We start from the raw sequence: 14228 nt of genomic DNA, 5'->3' as shown, positions 1-14228 counted from the left end.
TCAGGGCGGCGGGTCACCGGTCAGGCAGGTCCCGTCCCCGAGTCGGCGACCGGCCCGAAAGCGCGCCCCGCGGTCCTTGCGGCGGTGCTCCGGTAGTTCGAGGAGCCCCGCCTGTGATCGTCCGGGGCATTTTTCGTGTCTCGGCGCGGTTAGGTCTAACGAACACAGACGTTACGCGGCTGTCCGCCAGACCGTCGCGTGGTGCTACCGAGGAGGATCCATCAGCGCCGAGCCCCGCATCAACGACCGGATTCGCGTTCCCGAGGTGCGACTTGTCGGTCCCAGCGGCGAGCAGGTCGGGATTGTCCCGCTTGCCAAGGCCCTGGAGCTTGCGCAGGAGTACGACCTCGACCTCGTGGAGGTCGCGGCGAACGCCCGTCCGCCCGTGTGCAAGCTCATGGACTACGGGAAGTTCAAGTACGAGTCGGCCATGAAGGCCCGTGAGGCGCGCAAGAACCAGGCGCACACGGTCATCAAGGAGATGAAGCTCCGGCCGAAGATCGACCCGCACGACTACGACACCAAGAAGGGTCACGTCGTCCGGTTCCTCAAGCAGGGCGACAAGGTCAAGATCACGATCATGTTCCGTGGTCGCGAGCAGTCCCGGCCGGAGCTCGGTTACCGGCTGCTGCAGCGGCTCGCGGAGGACGTCCAGGACCTCGGGTTCGTCGAGTCGAACCCGAAGCAGGACGGCCGCAACATGATCATGGTTCTCGGTCCGCACAAGAAGAAGACCGAGGCGATGGCCGAGGCCCGCCAGGCGCAGGAAGCCCGCAAGGCGGAAGCGAAGGCCAATCCCGGCAAGTCGCAGAACGCCGCGGACGCGGACAGCGCCCAGGCGGCCGAGGAGCCGGCCGAGGCGTGACTCCCCGGGGCGCGAGCCCCAGGAAGCAACCCCACCAGTACGACGCTCCACCGTGCCCGGTTTCACGACCGGGCACAGGAGCGCCACCGACGAGGAGAGAACGGCGCTATGCCGAAGAACAAGTCGCACAGCGGTGCCAGCAAGCGCTTCAAGATCACCGGCTCCGGCAAGGTGCTCCGCGAGCGTGCCGGCAAGCGCCACCTGCTCGAGCACAAGTCGTCCCGTGTGACGCGTCGCCTCACCGGCAACGCCGAGATGGCCCCGGGCGACGCCGCGAAGATCAAGAAGCTTCTCGGCAAGTGACGCCCCGGCGCGCGAGCGCCGTACGTACGTCAGACCGGGACCCAATCGATTCCGGGCCGTGTGAGCACCACCACGGCCCCGCTACAAGGAGTTAACAAGTGGCACGCGTCAAGCGGGCAGTCAACGCCCACAAGAAGCGCCGGGCGATCCTCGAGCAGGCCTCCGGCTACCGCGGTCAGCGCTCGCGCCTGTACCGCAAGGCCAAGGAGCAGGTCACCCACTCGCTGGTCTACAACTACAACGACCGCAAGAAGCGCAAGGGCGACTTCCGTCAGCTGTGGATCCAGCGCATCAACGCCGCTGCCCGCGCCAACGGCATCACGTACAACCGCTTCATCCAGGGTCTGAAGGCCGCCAACGTCGAGGTCGACCGCAAGATCCTGGCCGAGCTGGCTGTCAACGACGCCACCGCCTTCGCCGCGCTCGTCGAGGTCGCGCAGAAGGCGCTGCCGGCGGACGTGAACGCGCCCAAGGCTGCGTGAGGTTCGTCGGCCCTGTGCCGACGTGCATCTTCCGGGACCCGCAGGCTTCGGCCTGCGGGTCCCGTGCTGTGTCGTTGTCCGTCGGCCGGGCCGACGGCTGCGGATCCGTTGTGGCCGGTCGCGCGGTCCCCCGCGCCCCCGGCTGTCTTTCCTGAAGGTGACTGAAATGGTGCCCGTCGGTCCTGAGCTGATCTCTCCCCGGTCCGCCCGTGTGAGCGCCGCCCGGCGGCTCGCCAAGCGGAACTTCCGCGGGAAGGAACGGCTGTTCCTCGCCGAGGGACCGCAGGCCGTCCGCGAGGCCGCCGCGCACCGCACCGGGGACACCGCCACGCTCGTCGAGCTGTTCACCACCCCCGAGGCCGCCGAGCGCCACGCCGACATCGTGGGCGCCGCCCGGGACGCCGGCGCCCGGGTGCACCTCGCCTCCGAGCAGGTCGTCGCCGACATCTCCACCACCGTCACCCCGCAGGGCCTGGTCGGCGTCTGCCGCTTCCTGGACACCCCGTTCGAGCGGATCCTCGCCGCCCGTCCCCGCCTCGTCGCCGTCCTCGCCCATGTGCGCGACCCCGGCAACGCCGGCACCGTGCTGCGCTGCGCCGACGCCGCGGGAGCCGACGCCGTCGTCCTCACCGACGCCTCCGTCGACCTGTACAACCCCAAGGCCGTGCGCGCCTCCGTCGGTTCCCACTTCCACCTCCCCGTCGCCGTGAACGTGCCGGTCGAACGGGCCGTGACGGGGCTGCGCGAGGCGGGCGTACGGCTGCTCGCCGCCGACGGGGCCGGCGACCGCGACCTCGACGAGGAGCTCGACAAGGGCACCATGGGCGGCCCCACCGCCTGGATCTTCGGCAACGAGGCGTGGGGCCTGCCCGAGGAGACCCGCGCCCTCACCGACGCCGTCGTCCGCGTCCCCATCCACGGAAAGGCCGAGAGCTTGAACCTCGCCACCGCCGCAGCCGTATGTCTCTACGCGTCGGCACGTGCACAGCGCGCCGCCGGAGGGTCCCGCTCCGTCACCGAGAGCTAGTAGGCTGGCCAGCTCGGGGACCTCCCCAAGCTCTCGGCGGGGCCCGGGGACGGGGCGCCCCGAGGACGTTCCGAGAGGTGGGGTACGGGGATGAGCGTCGGCACGAGCAGCGCACCGGGAACAGGACGGACGGCGCGCCCGCCCGCGCCCCGGCCCGGTGACCTCGCCGGCCTCGGCATCGACCCCGACCAGCTCCCCGACGGACTCGTCGTCGCCGACGAGCACGGACGGGTGATCTGCTTCAACACCGCCGCCGTGCGCATCACGGCCGTCCCCGCCGAGCAGGCCCTCGGCCGGTCGCTGGAGACCGCGCTGCCGTTAGAGGACCTGGAGGGCCGCCGCTGGTGGCAGCTCACCGACCCCTACGGCGGCCTCGCCATCCGGGTCGGACAGCCCGAGCGCAACCTCCTGCTGCCCGGCGGCCGGGAGGTCCTCGTCTCCGCCCGCTACGTCCGCGCCCGCCCCACCGGACCCGTCCGCCGCGTCGTCGTCACCCTGCGCGACACCGAGGCGCGGCGCCGCACCGAGCGCAGCCATGCCGAGCTGATCGCGACCGTCGCGCACGAACTGCGCTCCCCGCTCACCTCGGTCAAGGGCTTCACCGCCACCCTGCTCGCCAAGTGGGAACGCTTCACCGACGACCAGAAGCGGCTGATGCTGGAGACCGTCGACGCCGACGCCGACCGCGTGACCCGGCTCATCGCCGAACTGCTCGACATATCCCGCATCGACTCCGGACGGCTGGAGGTGCGCCGCCAGCCCGTCGACATCGGCGCGGCGGTGGGTCGGCACATCCAGGCGTACGTCGCCGCGGGCCAGCCGGCCGACCGGTTCCTGCTGCGGGTGCAGCACCCGCTGCCCGCGCTGTGGGCCGACCCCGACAAGATCGACCAGGTGCTGAGCAACCTGCTGGAAAATGCCGTGCGTCACGGCGAGGGAACCGTCACCATCGACATCACGCCCTCGGCGTCCCCGCGCGACCGCGAGCACGCCGAACCCCCAGCCACGTCGGTCACCGTCAGTGACGAGGGGCCCGGCATCCCGGAGGAGTCCATGAACCGTGTCTTCACCCGCTTCTGGCGGGGCAGCAAGCGCGGCGGCACGGGCCTCGGGCTGTACATCGTCAAGGGCATCGTCGAGGCCCACGGCGGCACCATCACGGTCGGACGCGCCCCCGGCGGCGGCGCCGAGTTCCGATTTACGTTGCCCGTGGCGGCCCCCGCGTATCTCACCTGAGACGTCCGCGGCCCCCACGGGCGCCTCCGCGTACCCCCACCCCGTTAGACTCGGCCCTTGGCACCTTTGCGTCCCGAGGACGGAAGCCGCAGCGCACACCGGGCGCGCGACCGATCATTCGTCCACGAGTCGATGACGGGGACCATCAGCCAGCCAACGGAAGCACGGGAAGAGATGTCGGCACCCAATAAGTCGTACGACCCTGTCGAGGTCGAGGCGTTGAAACCGGAAGAGATCGAGCGCATGCGGGACGAGGCGCTCGCCGCCTTCGCCGCCGCGGACTCCCTCGATGCGCTCCAGGAGGCGAAGGTCGCCCACACCGGCGGCACCTCCCCGCTGGCCCTGGCCAACCGCGAGATCGGCGCGCTCCCCCCGCACGCCAAGGCCGAGGCCGGCAAGCGCGTCGGCCAGGCGCGCGGTGCCGTGAACAAGGCGTTCGCCGCCCGCCAGGCCGAGCTGGAGGCCGAGCGCGACGCGCGCGTCCTCGTCGAGGAGGCCGTGGACGTCACGCTGCCCCACGACCGCGTCCCGGCCGGCGCCCGCCACCCGCTCACCACGCTCTCCGAGCGCATCGAGGACGTCTTCGTGGCCATGGGCTACGAGGTCGCCGAGGGCCCCGAGGCCGAGGCCGAGTGGTTCAACTTCGACGCCCTCAACATCGGCCCGGACCACCCGGCGCGCGGCGAGGCCGACACGTTCTTCGTGGGAGGTCCCGAGGGCGGCACCGGGTCCGGCGTCGTGCTGCGCACCCACACCTCGCCCGTGCAGATCCGCTCCCTGCTCGACCGCGAGCCGCCGGTCTACGTGATCTGCCCCGGCCGCGTGTACCGCACCGACGAGCTGGACGCCACGCACACCCCCGTCTTCCACCAGGTCGAGCTGCTCGCCGTCGACGAGGGCCTGACCATGGCGGATCTCAAGGGCACCCTGGACCACATGGTCCAGTCGCTGTTCGGCGCGGAGATGAAGACCCGGCTGCGGCCGAACTTCTTCCCCTTCACCGAGCCCAGCGCCGAGATGGACATGCTCTGCTACGTCTGCAGGGGCGCGTCCGTCGGCAACCCCGACCGGCCCTGCCGCACCTGCTCCAGCGAGGGCTGGATCGAGCTCGGCGGCTGCGGCATGGTCAACCCGCGGGTGCTCACCGCCTGCGGCGTCGACCCGGAGAAGTACAGCGGCTTCGCCTTCGGGTTCGGCATCGAGCGGATGCTGATGTTCCGCCACAACGTCGAGGACATGCGAGACATGGTCGAGGGTGACGTCCGGTTCACCCGGCCGTTCGGGATGGAGATCTGATGCGGGTCCCGCTTTCCTGGCTGCGGGAGTACGTCGACCTGCCGGCCACCGAGACCGGCCGCGACGTGCAGGCCAAGCTCATTTCGGCCGGGCTGGAGGTCGAGACCGTCGAACACCTCGGCGCCGACCTCAAGGGCCCGCTGGTCGTCGGTCAGGTGCTGACGATCGAGGAGCTGGAGGGCTTCAAGAAGCCGATCCGCTTCTGCACCGTCGACGTCGGCCGGGCCAACGGCACCGGCGAGCCGCAGGAGATCGTCTGCGGCGCCCGCAACTTCTCCGTCGGCGACAAGGTCGTCGTGGTCCTGCCCGGCGCCACCCTGCCCGGCGGCTTCTCCATCAGCGCCCGCAAGACCTACGGCAAGGTCTCGCACGGCATGATCTGCTCCAGCGACGAGCTGGGCATGGGCGACGACGGCACCAAGGGCATCATCGTGCTGCCGCCGGAGACCGAGGTCGGCAAGGACGCCATCGAGCTGCTCGAACTGGTCGACGAGGTCCTGGACATCGCCGTCACCGCCAACCGCGGCGACTGCCTGTCCATCCGCGGCGTCGCCCGCGAGACCGCCATCGCCTACGGCCTGCCGCTGCGCGACCCGGCGCTGCTCGACGTGCCCGGGCCCAACGCCTTCGGCCACCCGGTGAAGGTCTCCGACCCGGTCGGCTGCGACCGTTTCACCGCCCGCACGGTGACCGGCCTCAGCCCCGAGGCGCGCTCCCCGATCTGGCTCCAGCGCCGCCTGCAGAAGGTCGGCATGCGCCCGATCTCGCTCGCCGTCGACGTCACCAACTACGTGATGATGGAGCTCGGCCAGCCGCTGCACGCCTACGACCGCAGCCAGGTCCAGGGCGCCATCGGCGTCCGCCGCGCGCAGGAGGGCGAGAAGATCGTCACCCTCGACGGCGTCGAGCGGAAGCTGCACGCCGAGGACCTCGTCATCACCGACGACCGCGGTCCGATCGGCCTGGCCGGCGTCATGGGCGGCGCCGACACCGAGATCGCCGACCACGACCCCGCCGAGGAGGGGGGCGCCGCGACCACCGACGTGATCATCGAGGCCGCCCACTTCGACCAGGTGTCCGTGGCCCGCACGGCCCGCCGCCACAAGCTGTCCTCCGAGGCCTCCCGCCGCTTCGAGCGCGGTGTGGACCCGCAGGCCGCGTCGGCCGCCGCGCAGCGCACCGTCGACCTGCTGGTGCTGCTCGCCGGCGGCACCGCCGAGGCCGGCGTCACCGAGGTCATCGCCCCGAGCGCGCCGCACACCATCACCGTCGCCGCCGACCACCCGGACAAGGTCGCCGGTGTGACCTACGGCCGGGAGACCGTCGTGCGCCGCCTCCAGGAGGTGGGCTGCGACGTCTACGGGGCGGACGAGCTGATCGTCACGGTCCCGTCCTGGCGGCCCGACCTCACCGACCCGAACGACCTCGCCGAGGAGGTCATCCGGCTGGAGGGCTACGAGAACCTGCCCTCCACCCTGCCCAGGCCGCCCGCCGGCCGGGGCCTGACCGCCCGCCAGCGGCTGCACCGCCGCATCGGCCGGGCGCTCGCCGGCGCCGGGTACGTGGAGGCGCTGACCTACCCGTTCGTCAGCGAGCAGGTCTTCGACCAGCTCGGCCTGGAGGCCGACGACCCGGCCCGCCGCGTCGTCAGGCTGGTCAACCCGCTCAGCGACGAGGAGCCCGCGCTGCGGACCTCGCTGCTGCCGGGCCTGCTCGCCGCGCTGCGCCGCAACGACGGCCGGGGCTCGCACGACCTCGCGCTGTTCGAGACCGGCCTGGTCTTCCAGCCGCGGGACACGGCCGAGACCGCCGCGAACCTCCCTGTCGACCGCCGCCCCAGCCCCGCCGACATCGCCGCGCTGAACGCCGCGCTGCCCGACCAGCCCCGGCACGTCGCCGTGGTCCTGGCCGGGGCCCGCGAGCAGGCCGGCTGGTGGGGCAAGGGCCGCCCGGCCGACTGGGCCGACGCGATCGAGGCCGCCCGGACCGTCGCCCGCGAGGCCGGCGCCGAACTCGGCATCCGCAAGGGGCAGTACGGTCCGTGGCACCCGGGCCGCTGCGCCGAGCTGACCGTCACCGTCGACGGCGCCGAGCGCGTCGTCGGCCACGCCGGTGAGCTGCACCCGCGCGTCCTGAAGACGCTGGGTCTGCCCGCGCGCGCCTGCGCGATGGAGCTGGACCTGGACGTCCTGGAGCGGGTCGGCGACACCCTCCCGCAGGCGCCGTCCATCTCCGCCTTCCCGGTCGCCACGCAGGACGTCGCCCTGGTCGTCGACGCCTACGTGCCCGCCGCGGACGTGGAGGCGGCACTGCGCGAGGGCGCCGGCGAACTGCTGGAGTCCATCCGCCTGTTCGACGTGTACGAGAACGCCGAGCAGCTCGGCGACGGCCGCAAGTCCCTGGCGTACGCGCTGCGGTTCCGCGCGGACGACCGCACGCTGACCGTCGACGAGGCGTCGGCGGCCCGCGAGGCGGCCGTCGCCCTGGCGACGGACCGCACCGGCGCGGTACTCCGCGGCTGACGCCGCACGCCCTCTCCCGTCCGGGCCGGTCACCAGGCGACACGCCTGGTGACCGGCCCGGCGTGTGTTCGTGCGGCGGGAAGCGCCGTGGGTCCGTCCTCGGCGGGTGACGCGGGCGCACGGGCACGTGGCGCGGGGCCCGCGCGGTGGGGCGTGGTGGCGTCGCCGTGGGCGGGTGTGGTGGACCGGGGGGCCGGCGCAGGGCCCCCCGCCCCGCCGGCCCGGCCCCCTGCGGTCCGTGCCGGTCGCCTCCGGCCGCTCCACGGTCTCTCCGACCGAGCCCTCGGATGAGACGAGAGCCCGTGCTCCCGCCCCCGCCCTGGTCGAGGTCCCGGACGGCACGGCCGAGAAGGCGGCGGCGCACCGCATGACGGGCGCAGCGCAGCGCGGGCGGGGAGCGCGACTCCGGAGGCCGGCGCGTCTTTGCGGAGGCCGGCGCGGAGCGGCCGTACAGGGTGCCGACGACTGTCTGGGCCGGGCCTCTCGGGGCGCCGGAACCCCAAGGGAGCCGGAGGAATGCTTCCGCTTCGGGCATATGCGGGGGTCGGCGCGGGCATGTCAGGGCTGGTCAGCAGGCGGAACCCCGGCGTCCCGCCGGTTACTCACTCGTTCGGGTGACTGAGCCGGGTGATGCGGCCGGAACGGGGGCCGCACTCGACAGAATCGGACCGGCCTCTCGAGGCCGGTCTGCGCTGTCCGGGCCTATTTGGGGGGCCATCGGCATGATCCGCTTCAAGCCTGGGGCTCCCCGTGGGGTGCCACCCCGGTTCCTGTCACGGCTGCGCTCCCACGCGGTTCCCACGGCGTGGAGCGCCGTCGCGGTGGCCTACCGCCTGACCTGCCCGCTCGCCCGGGACGACGCCCTCGGCGCCCGCCTGGTCAGCAGCGCCGTCCTCTGCGCGGTCGGCACCGGCATCGTCCTGCACATCCGGCGCCGCATGCTGCGCGAGGTCCGGCACGCCCGCCGGATCGCCGAGGCCGCCCAGAGCGTGCTGCTGCGGCCCCCGCCCCCGCGCGTCGACGGGCTGGCCGTCGCCGCCGTCCACCTCTCCGCGGACCCCGGCGCCCGCATCGGCGGGGACCTGTACGAGGTGACGGCCACCGAGCACGGCGTACGGGCCGTCATCGGCGACGTCCGCGGCCACGGGATCGGCGCCGTGGGCACCGGCGCCGCCGTCCTCGGCAGTTTCCGCGAGGCCGCCCACGACGAGAAGGACCTCGCCGGGGTGCTGCGCCGGCTGGAGCGCGCCATGGACCGGCACCTGCGCGAACGGGTGCACGGTGAGCGCGACATGGGGGACGGCGCCCCCGCCGCCGAGGAGTTCGTCACCGTCCTGCTGCTGGAGATCCTCCCGGACGGGGAGGTGCACGCCCTCAACTGCGGCCACCCATGGCCCCACCGCCTGACCGGTGCGGGCGCCGAACCGCTGGCCCGCGCCGACCCCCTCCCGCCGCTCGGCCCGTTCCCGCTCCCCGGCGAACTGCCCACCGCCGCCTGCGGACGTCTGCTCCCCGGCGACATCCTGGTCCTGCACACCGACGGGGCGGAGGAGACCCGCGACGCCGACGGCCGCTTCTTCCCGCTCCGGGACGTCCTCGCCGAGGCGGCCCGGCAGCGGCCGCGGACGCCCCAGGCCGTCCTGCGGACGGTGCTCACGGCACTGCTGGACCACAGCGTCGGCCCACCGAAGGACGACGTGGCCCTGCTGATCCTCAGGAACGAACGCTGCTCCCCGCCCACGCGGCAGCCCCGCGGCGTGACCCGCTCGGCCACGGCCGACCGGTAGCGCCGCGCGGGGCCGGCGGGCCGTCCGCCCCGCCGCGGAGTGTCGGGCAGGCGGCCGGGCGGACGGCGAGAGAACGGGCCGCCGCTGTACGAGGGGGAGCCGGCGGCCCGGCCGGCCTCTTTCGAGGCAATTCAGTCAACCGGCCGGGCACGTTCCGCGACAGCGCGCGCACACTGCGGATGCGGGCACTCCGTTCACACCCCGTGTGAACGCGCAGCCACTACTCTGTCCGCACCGAGCCACCGGGGGGCCCGACATGCAGCCCAACACTCTGCTCGACGCGATCCTCGACGAGGCCGGCATCTCCCACGCGGGGCTGGCCGCGCACGTCAACCAGGCCGGGCGGGCACGCGGTCTGACGCTGCGCTACGAACACACCGCCGTGGCCCGGTGGCTGAAAGGGCAGCGCCCCCGCGGCCAGGTGCCCGACCTGATCTGCGAGGTGCTCGCCGCCCGGCTGCGCCGCCCCGTCACCCTCGACGACATCGGCCTCGGCGTCCCCGGCGGGCCGGCCGTCCCGCACACCGGTCCGCTCTCCGGCTTCGTCGAGCGGGCCACCGCCCTGTGGCGCTCCGACCAGCAGGGCCGCCCGCACCTCCTCGGCGCCCCCGCCGTCACCGGCACCCCGGCCGTGATGCCCGTGTGGGAGTGGGAGAACCCGCCCGAGGACGTCGACGTCTCCCGCGGCGGCCCGCACCGGGTCACCCCCGGCGACCTGGAGATGCTGCGCGCCGCCCGCGCCCACTACGAGCAGATGTACCGCAAGGCGGGCGGCATGGCGACCCGCGCCCGGATCGTCGGCTTCCTCAACGCCGAGGCCGCCCCGCTGCTGCGCGGCAGCTACACCGACGCCACGGGCCGCCACCTGCACCGCGCCACCGGCGGGCTGGTCGCCATCGCGGGCATCTGCGCCTACGACTCCGACGCGCACGGCCTCGCCCAGCGCTACTTCCACCAGGCGCTGCGGCTCGCCAAGGCCAGCGGTGACCGGGGCCTCGGCGCCTATGTGATCGCCCTGCTCGTCAACCAGTCGCTGTTCCTGCGGGAGTTCCGGCAGGCCGTCGCCTTCGCCGAGGCCGCGCTGCGCGCCGCCGGCCACCGCATCACCCCGGCGCTCGCCTCCGATCTGTACGCGATGCAGGCCAAGGCATACGCCCATCTCGGCGACGGGACGGGCGCGTTGTCCTGCATCCGGCGGGCCGAGCGGTCCGCCGAGCGCATCCGGCGCGGCCACGAGCCCGACGAGACCGGCTATGTCCAGCCCGGTCTGGTCAACGTGCAGGTGGCGGAGGCGCTGTTGAGCCTCGGTGAGCTGGCGGCGGCGGGGGAGCACGCGGCGGCGGCCGTGGACAACCCGGCGCACGACCGGGGCCGGGTGCACCGGCTGGCCATGCTCTGCACCGTCGAACTGCGCCAGGGCAACGCCGACCGGGCGGTGGCCGTGGCCGTGCAGATGGCCGAACAGGCCCGCGGGATGGAGTCGCAGCGGCTGCGCGACCGGCTGCGCGAGGTCCGCGAGCACCTGACGCGCAACGGGTGCGCGGGCACCGCCGAGGCGGCCGAACTCATCGACGGGGCGCTGCGGGTCCCGCTGTAGACGGCCGCGCGCCGCCTCCGGCGTACGACGGGCGGCCGTGCCCCGTCCCGGACCCTCCCGCGCCCGGCGCGTGCCTCCGCCGCGCCGTCGCCTGCGTCACGGACGGCCCTCGTGCGCCTGCTGTACGGCCGCCGCTGCTGCGATCCTGCCCCTTGCTCATGCCCCTTACTCACCGGAAGGCGGCAGAACCATGCAGTGGACGAAACGCAGCGAACAGTCCGTGTACTCGAACCGCTGGTTCAGCGTCAATCTCGCGGACGTGGAACTGCCGGACGGCCGTCACCTCGACCATTTCCTCATACGGCTGAGGCCCGTCGCCGTGGCCACGGTCGTCAACGGGGCCGACGAGGTCCTGCTGCTGTGGCGGCACCGCTTCATCACCGACAGCTGGGGCTGGGAACTCGCGGCGGGCGTCGTGGAGGACGGTGAGGACGTCGCCGGGGCGGCGGCCCGGGAACTGGAGGAGGAGACCGGCTGGCGCCCGGGCCCCCTGCACCACCTGATGAGCGTGGAGCCGTCCAACGGCCTCAGCGACGCCCGCCACCACATCTACTGGTCCGACGAGGGCGAGTACGTCGGGGACCCCGTGGACGCCTTCGAGTCGGACCGCCGCGCATGGGTGCCCCTGAAAGTGGTCCCGGACCTGATCACCCGCGGCGAGGTCCCGGCGGCCAACATGGCCGCGGCGTTACTCCTCCTGCACCACCTGCGCCTGTAGACGGCCCGCGCCGCCCCGCACGGCGGACGCGCGCGGCCGTCGGGGCGTCCGCCGTCACCTCAGGCCCCGAAGGAGGCGGGCCGCACGAACTCCGGCTGGTCCAGCACCCGCAGCCAGCTCCCGTCGGGCTGCCGCCGCACGACCTGGGCGCGGGCGCCGGCCCCGTCCCGCGGCGGGGTCGAGGTCAGCGCGATGTCCCCGCTGACCAGGGTCGGCAGGGGCGGCTCCGGCTCGAACCGGGGCGCGTTCGCCAGCACCTCCTCCCACAGCGCGCGGATCGCCTCCCGCCCCACCGTCAGCTCGCCGGGCGGGTAGGCCATCACCGCGTCCTCCTCGTACAGCGCGGCGACCCCGGCTGCGTCACCGGCGTTGGACCGCTCGACGAACAGCCGTGTGAGGTCCTCCGGACGCCTGGCCTTCTCGTACTCCGGCATGGTTCCTCCTGAGGTGACGCTCGGACCCCTCCAGCGTCACCAGCGGAGCATCACAAGTCCAACAGATGGTTCTTCTGAAAACTAGAATGAGCAGTCATGGAACTGAGGCAGCTGGAGTACTTCGTCGCCGTCGCCGAGGAGCGGAACTTCACGCGGGCCGCCGAGCGGGTGCACATCAGCCAGTCCGGGGTCAGCGCCCAGATCCGCCGGCTCGAACGGGAGCTGGGCACCGAGCTGTTCGACCGCTCCGCCCGCACCGTCACCCTCACCCCGGCGGGAAAGGCCGCGCTGGAACACGCCCGTGACGCGCTCGCGGCGGCGGGCGCGGTCGGCCGGGCCGTGGACGAGGTGACCGACCTGATCCGCGGCCGGATCACCGTCGGCATGGTGATCGGCTGCACCGTCACGCCGCTGTTCGAGGCACTGGCCGCCTTCCACGCCGCCCACCCGGGCGTGGAGGTCTCGCTGTTGGAGGACGCCTCCGACCGGCTCGCCGAGGGGGTGCGCACCGGCGCCCTGGACCTGGCGCTGACCGGTGCGGCGGCCCGGACCCCGGACGGACTGGACGCGCTGACGGTCGTCAGCGAACGCCTGGTCGCGGCGGTGCCTCCCGGCCACGCCCTGGAGAAACGGCGCCGGGTCACCCTGCGCGACCTGACCGCGTACCCGGTCGTGTGCATGCCGCCGGGCTCCGGCCTGCGCGCGGTGTTCGACCAGGCCTGCGCCGCACAGGGCGTCGCACCGTCCCTCGCGCTCCAGGCCAGCGCCGCCGACGCCGTCGCCGGCCTCGCCGCCCGCGGCCTGGGCGTCGCCGTCCTCAGCGAGTCGATGGCGGAGAGCTACCGCGACCGCCTCACCGCCCACCTCATCGCCGACGTGCGCACACCGGCCCTGCTCGCCCTGGTCTGGCGACCCGCCCACAACCCCGCGCTGCGCGCCCTGCTCACCCACTGCCGCCGGGCGTTCGGCGAAGACGCCGCGGGCCCCGCGCCGGAGAACCGGCCCGGGACCCGCGGCTGAGACATCACCCGTACGTGTAGAACCCCGAGCCGGTCTTCCGGCCGAGCCGTCCCGCGTCCACCATCCGCTGCAGCAGCGGCGGCGCGGCGTACAGGGGCTCCTTGTACTCCTCGTACATCGAGTACGCGACCGAGGCGACCGTGTCCAGGCCGATCAGGTCGGAGAGCTTGAGCGGGCCCATCGGGTGGGCGCAGCCCATCTCCATGCCGTTGTCGATGTCCTCGCGGCTGGCGATGCCCGACTCGAACATCCGGATCGCGGAGAGCAGGTACGGGATCAGCAGCGCGTTGACCACGAAGCCGGAGCGGTCCTGGGCGCGGATCCCGTGCTTGCCCAGCACCTTCTCGGTGAAGACCTGCGCGCGGCTCAGCGTGCCCTCGGAGGTGGTGAGCGCCGGGATCAGCTCGACCAGCTTCTGCACCGGGGCCGGGTTGAAGAAGTGGATGCCGATGACGTGGTCCGGCCGGGACGTGGCGACGGCCAGCTTCACCAGCGGGATGGAGGAGGTGTTCGACGCCAGGATCGCGTCGGGGCGGGTCACCACCTGGTCGAGGACCTGGAAGATCTCCGTCTTCACCTGCTCGTTCTCGACCACGGCCTCGATCACCAGGTCACGGTCGGCGAACTCGCCGAGGTCCGTGGTGAAGGTCAGCCGGGTCTGGGTGGCCGCCAGTTCCTCCTCGCTGATCTTGCCGCGCTCCGCCGCCTTCGACAGGGAGTTGAACAGCCGGGTACGGCCGATCTCCAGGGCCTCACCGGTGGTCTCGGCGACCTTGACGTCCAGCCCGGCCCGGGCGCACACCTCGGCGATACCCGCGCCCATCTGACCGCAGCCCACCACTCCGACGCGTTCGATGTCGGTCACATCGTCCCTTTCGCTCCTGCTTGCGGCTGTGGCAGGATGCCGGGTCCCGGCGCCTGCTCCGTTCGAGCACGTTACT

At 73.2% G+C, this 14228-nt stretch carries 13 protein-coding genes; 11 read left to right on the top strand and 2 right to left on the bottom strand.

Annotated elements, in window-relative coordinates:
- Positions 1 to 220 precede the first annotated feature (220 nt).
- The 10 genes from infC (at position 221) to ACWH4W_RS27330 (ending at position 11833) form a co-directional block, all read left to right on the top strand.
- Positions 221 to 865: a translation initiation factor IF-3 gene (gene infC / locus ACWH4W_RS27375; protein ID WP_106416495.1), complete on the top strand. Its 645-nt coding sequence runs from the start codon at positions 221 to 223 to the stop codon at positions 863 to 865.
- 108 nt (positions 866 to 973) lie between these two features.
- Positions 974 to 1168, top strand: coding sequence for a 50S ribosomal protein L35 (gene rpmI / locus ACWH4W_RS27370; RefSeq protein WP_003977225.1), 195 nt, complete (start codon positions 974 to 976; stop codon positions 1166 to 1168).
- Positions 1169 to 1266: 98 nt separating this feature from the next.
- On the top strand, positions 1267 to 1650 hold the full coding sequence (rplT, locus tag ACWH4W_RS27365) for a 50S ribosomal protein L20 (protein ID WP_004933571.1): 384 nt from the start codon (positions 1267 to 1269) through the stop codon (positions 1648 to 1650).
- 166 nt (positions 1651 to 1816) lie between these two features.
- Positions 1817 to 2677, top strand: a complete 861-nt coding sequence (locus tag ACWH4W_RS27360; protein WP_473078495.1) for a TrmH family RNA methyltransferase — start codon at positions 1817 to 1819, stop codon at positions 2675 to 2677.
- Positions 2678 to 2767: 90 nt separating this feature from the next.
- Entirely contained in the window at positions 2768 to 3913 is a 1146-nt protein-coding gene (locus ACWH4W_RS27355; RefSeq protein WP_473078494.1) for a sensor histidine kinase, read from the top strand.
- Positions 3914 to 4087: 174 nt separating this feature from the next.
- Positions 4088 to 5209, top strand: a complete 1122-nt coding sequence (pheS, locus tag ACWH4W_RS27350) for a phenylalanine--tRNA ligase subunit alpha (RefSeq protein ID WP_473078493.1) — start codon at positions 4088 to 4090, stop codon at positions 5207 to 5209.
- A complete protein-coding gene (gene pheT / locus ACWH4W_RS27345; RefSeq protein WP_473078492.1) occupies positions 5209 to 7731 on the top strand; it encodes a phenylalanine--tRNA ligase subunit beta in 2523 nt (840 codons plus the stop codon). The genes pheS and pheT overlap by 1 nt, the downstream gene beginning before the upstream one ends.
- Positions 7732 to 8453: 722 nt before the next feature.
- Positions 8454 to 9518: a PP2C family protein-serine/threonine phosphatase gene (locus tag ACWH4W_RS27340; RefSeq protein WP_473078491.1), complete on the top strand. Its 1065-nt coding sequence runs from the start codon at positions 8454 to 8456 to the stop codon at positions 9516 to 9518.
- A gap of 256 nt (positions 9519 to 9774) precedes the next feature.
- A complete protein-coding gene (locus ACWH4W_RS27335) occupies positions 9775 to 11115 on the top strand; it encodes an NsdA family TPR-like regulatory protein (protein ID WP_473078490.1) in 1341 nt (446 codons plus the stop codon).
- Positions 11116 to 11305: 190 nt separating this feature from the next.
- Complete coding sequence (locus ACWH4W_RS27330) at positions 11306 to 11833, top strand: NUDIX hydrolase (protein WP_473078489.1); 528 nt, start codon at positions 11306 to 11308, stop codon at positions 11831 to 11833.
- A 59-nt stretch (positions 11834 to 11892) separates the two neighbouring features.
- On the opposite strand, the gene ACWH4W_RS27325 is transcribed toward ACWH4W_RS27330, so the two are convergent.
- The gene (locus ACWH4W_RS27325; protein WP_473078488.1) at positions 11893 to 12267 is read right to left on the bottom strand and encodes a YybH family protein; all 375 of its coding nucleotides are present in this window, start codon (positions 12265 to 12267) and stop codon (positions 11893 to 11895) included.
- Between the two features lie 96 nt (positions 12268 to 12363).
- Between ACWH4W_RS27325 and ACWH4W_RS27320 the strand changes: the two genes are divergently transcribed.
- Positions 12364 to 13287 carry a LysR family transcriptional regulator gene (locus ACWH4W_RS27320; protein ID WP_473078487.1) on the top strand — a complete coding sequence of 308 codons (924 nt, stop codon included), beginning with the start codon at positions 12364 to 12366 and terminating at the stop codon, positions 13285 to 13287.
- Between the two features lie 4 nt (positions 13288 to 13291).
- Here ACWH4W_RS27320 and ACWH4W_RS27315 read toward each other — a convergent pair whose 3' ends face one another.
- Positions 13292 to 14152: a 3-hydroxybutyryl-CoA dehydrogenase gene (locus ACWH4W_RS27315; protein WP_473078486.1), complete on the bottom strand. Its 861-nt coding sequence runs from the start codon at positions 14150 to 14152 to the stop codon at positions 13292 to 13294.
- Positions 14153 to 14228 lie beyond the last annotated feature (76 nt).

This window comes from Streptomyces sp. DSM 120436, assembly GCF_055778765.1.
The sequence above is the reverse complement of the archived record's forward strand: the minus strand, read 5'-3'. Positions and strand labels throughout refer to the sequence as shown.

Bases quoted from the DNA above. Each gene is read 5' to 3' on its own strand.
- rpmI (WP_003977225.1), top strand. From the start codon at position 974: ATGCCGAAGAACAAGTCGCACAGCGGTGCCAGCAAGCGCTTCAAGATC.
- ACWH4W_RS27360 (WP_473078495.1), top strand. From the start codon at position 1,817: ATGGTGCCCGTCGGTCCTGAGCTGATCTCTCCCCGGTCCGCCCGTGTG.
- ACWH4W_RS27355 (WP_473078494.1), top strand. From the start codon at position 2,768: ATGAGCGTCGGCACGAGCAGCGCACCGGGAACAGGACGGACGGCGCGC.
- pheS (WP_473078493.1), top strand. From the start codon at position 4,088: ATGTCGGCACCCAATAAGTCGTACGACCCTGTCGAGGTCGAGGCGTTG.
- pheT (WP_473078492.1), top strand. From the start codon at position 5,209: ATGCGGGTCCCGCTTTCCTGGCTGCGGGAGTACGTCGACCTGCCGGCC.
- ACWH4W_RS27340 (WP_473078491.1), top strand. From the start codon at position 8,454: ATGATCCGCTTCAAGCCTGGGGCTCCCCGTGGGGTGCCACCCCGGTTC.
- ACWH4W_RS27335 (WP_473078490.1), top strand. From the start codon at position 9,775: ATGCAGCCCAACACTCTGCTCGACGCGATCCTCGACGAGGCCGGCATC.
- ACWH4W_RS27330 (WP_473078489.1), top strand. From the start codon at position 11,306: ATGCAGTGGACGAAACGCAGCGAACAGTCCGTGTACTCGAACCGCTGG.
- ACWH4W_RS27325 (WP_473078488.1), bottom strand. From the start codon at position 12,267: ATGCCGGAGTACGAGAAGGCCAGGCGTCCGGAGGACCTCACACGGCTG.
- ACWH4W_RS27320 (WP_473078487.1), top strand. From the start codon at position 12,364: ATGGAACTGAGGCAGCTGGAGTACTTCGTCGCCGTCGCCGAGGAGCGG.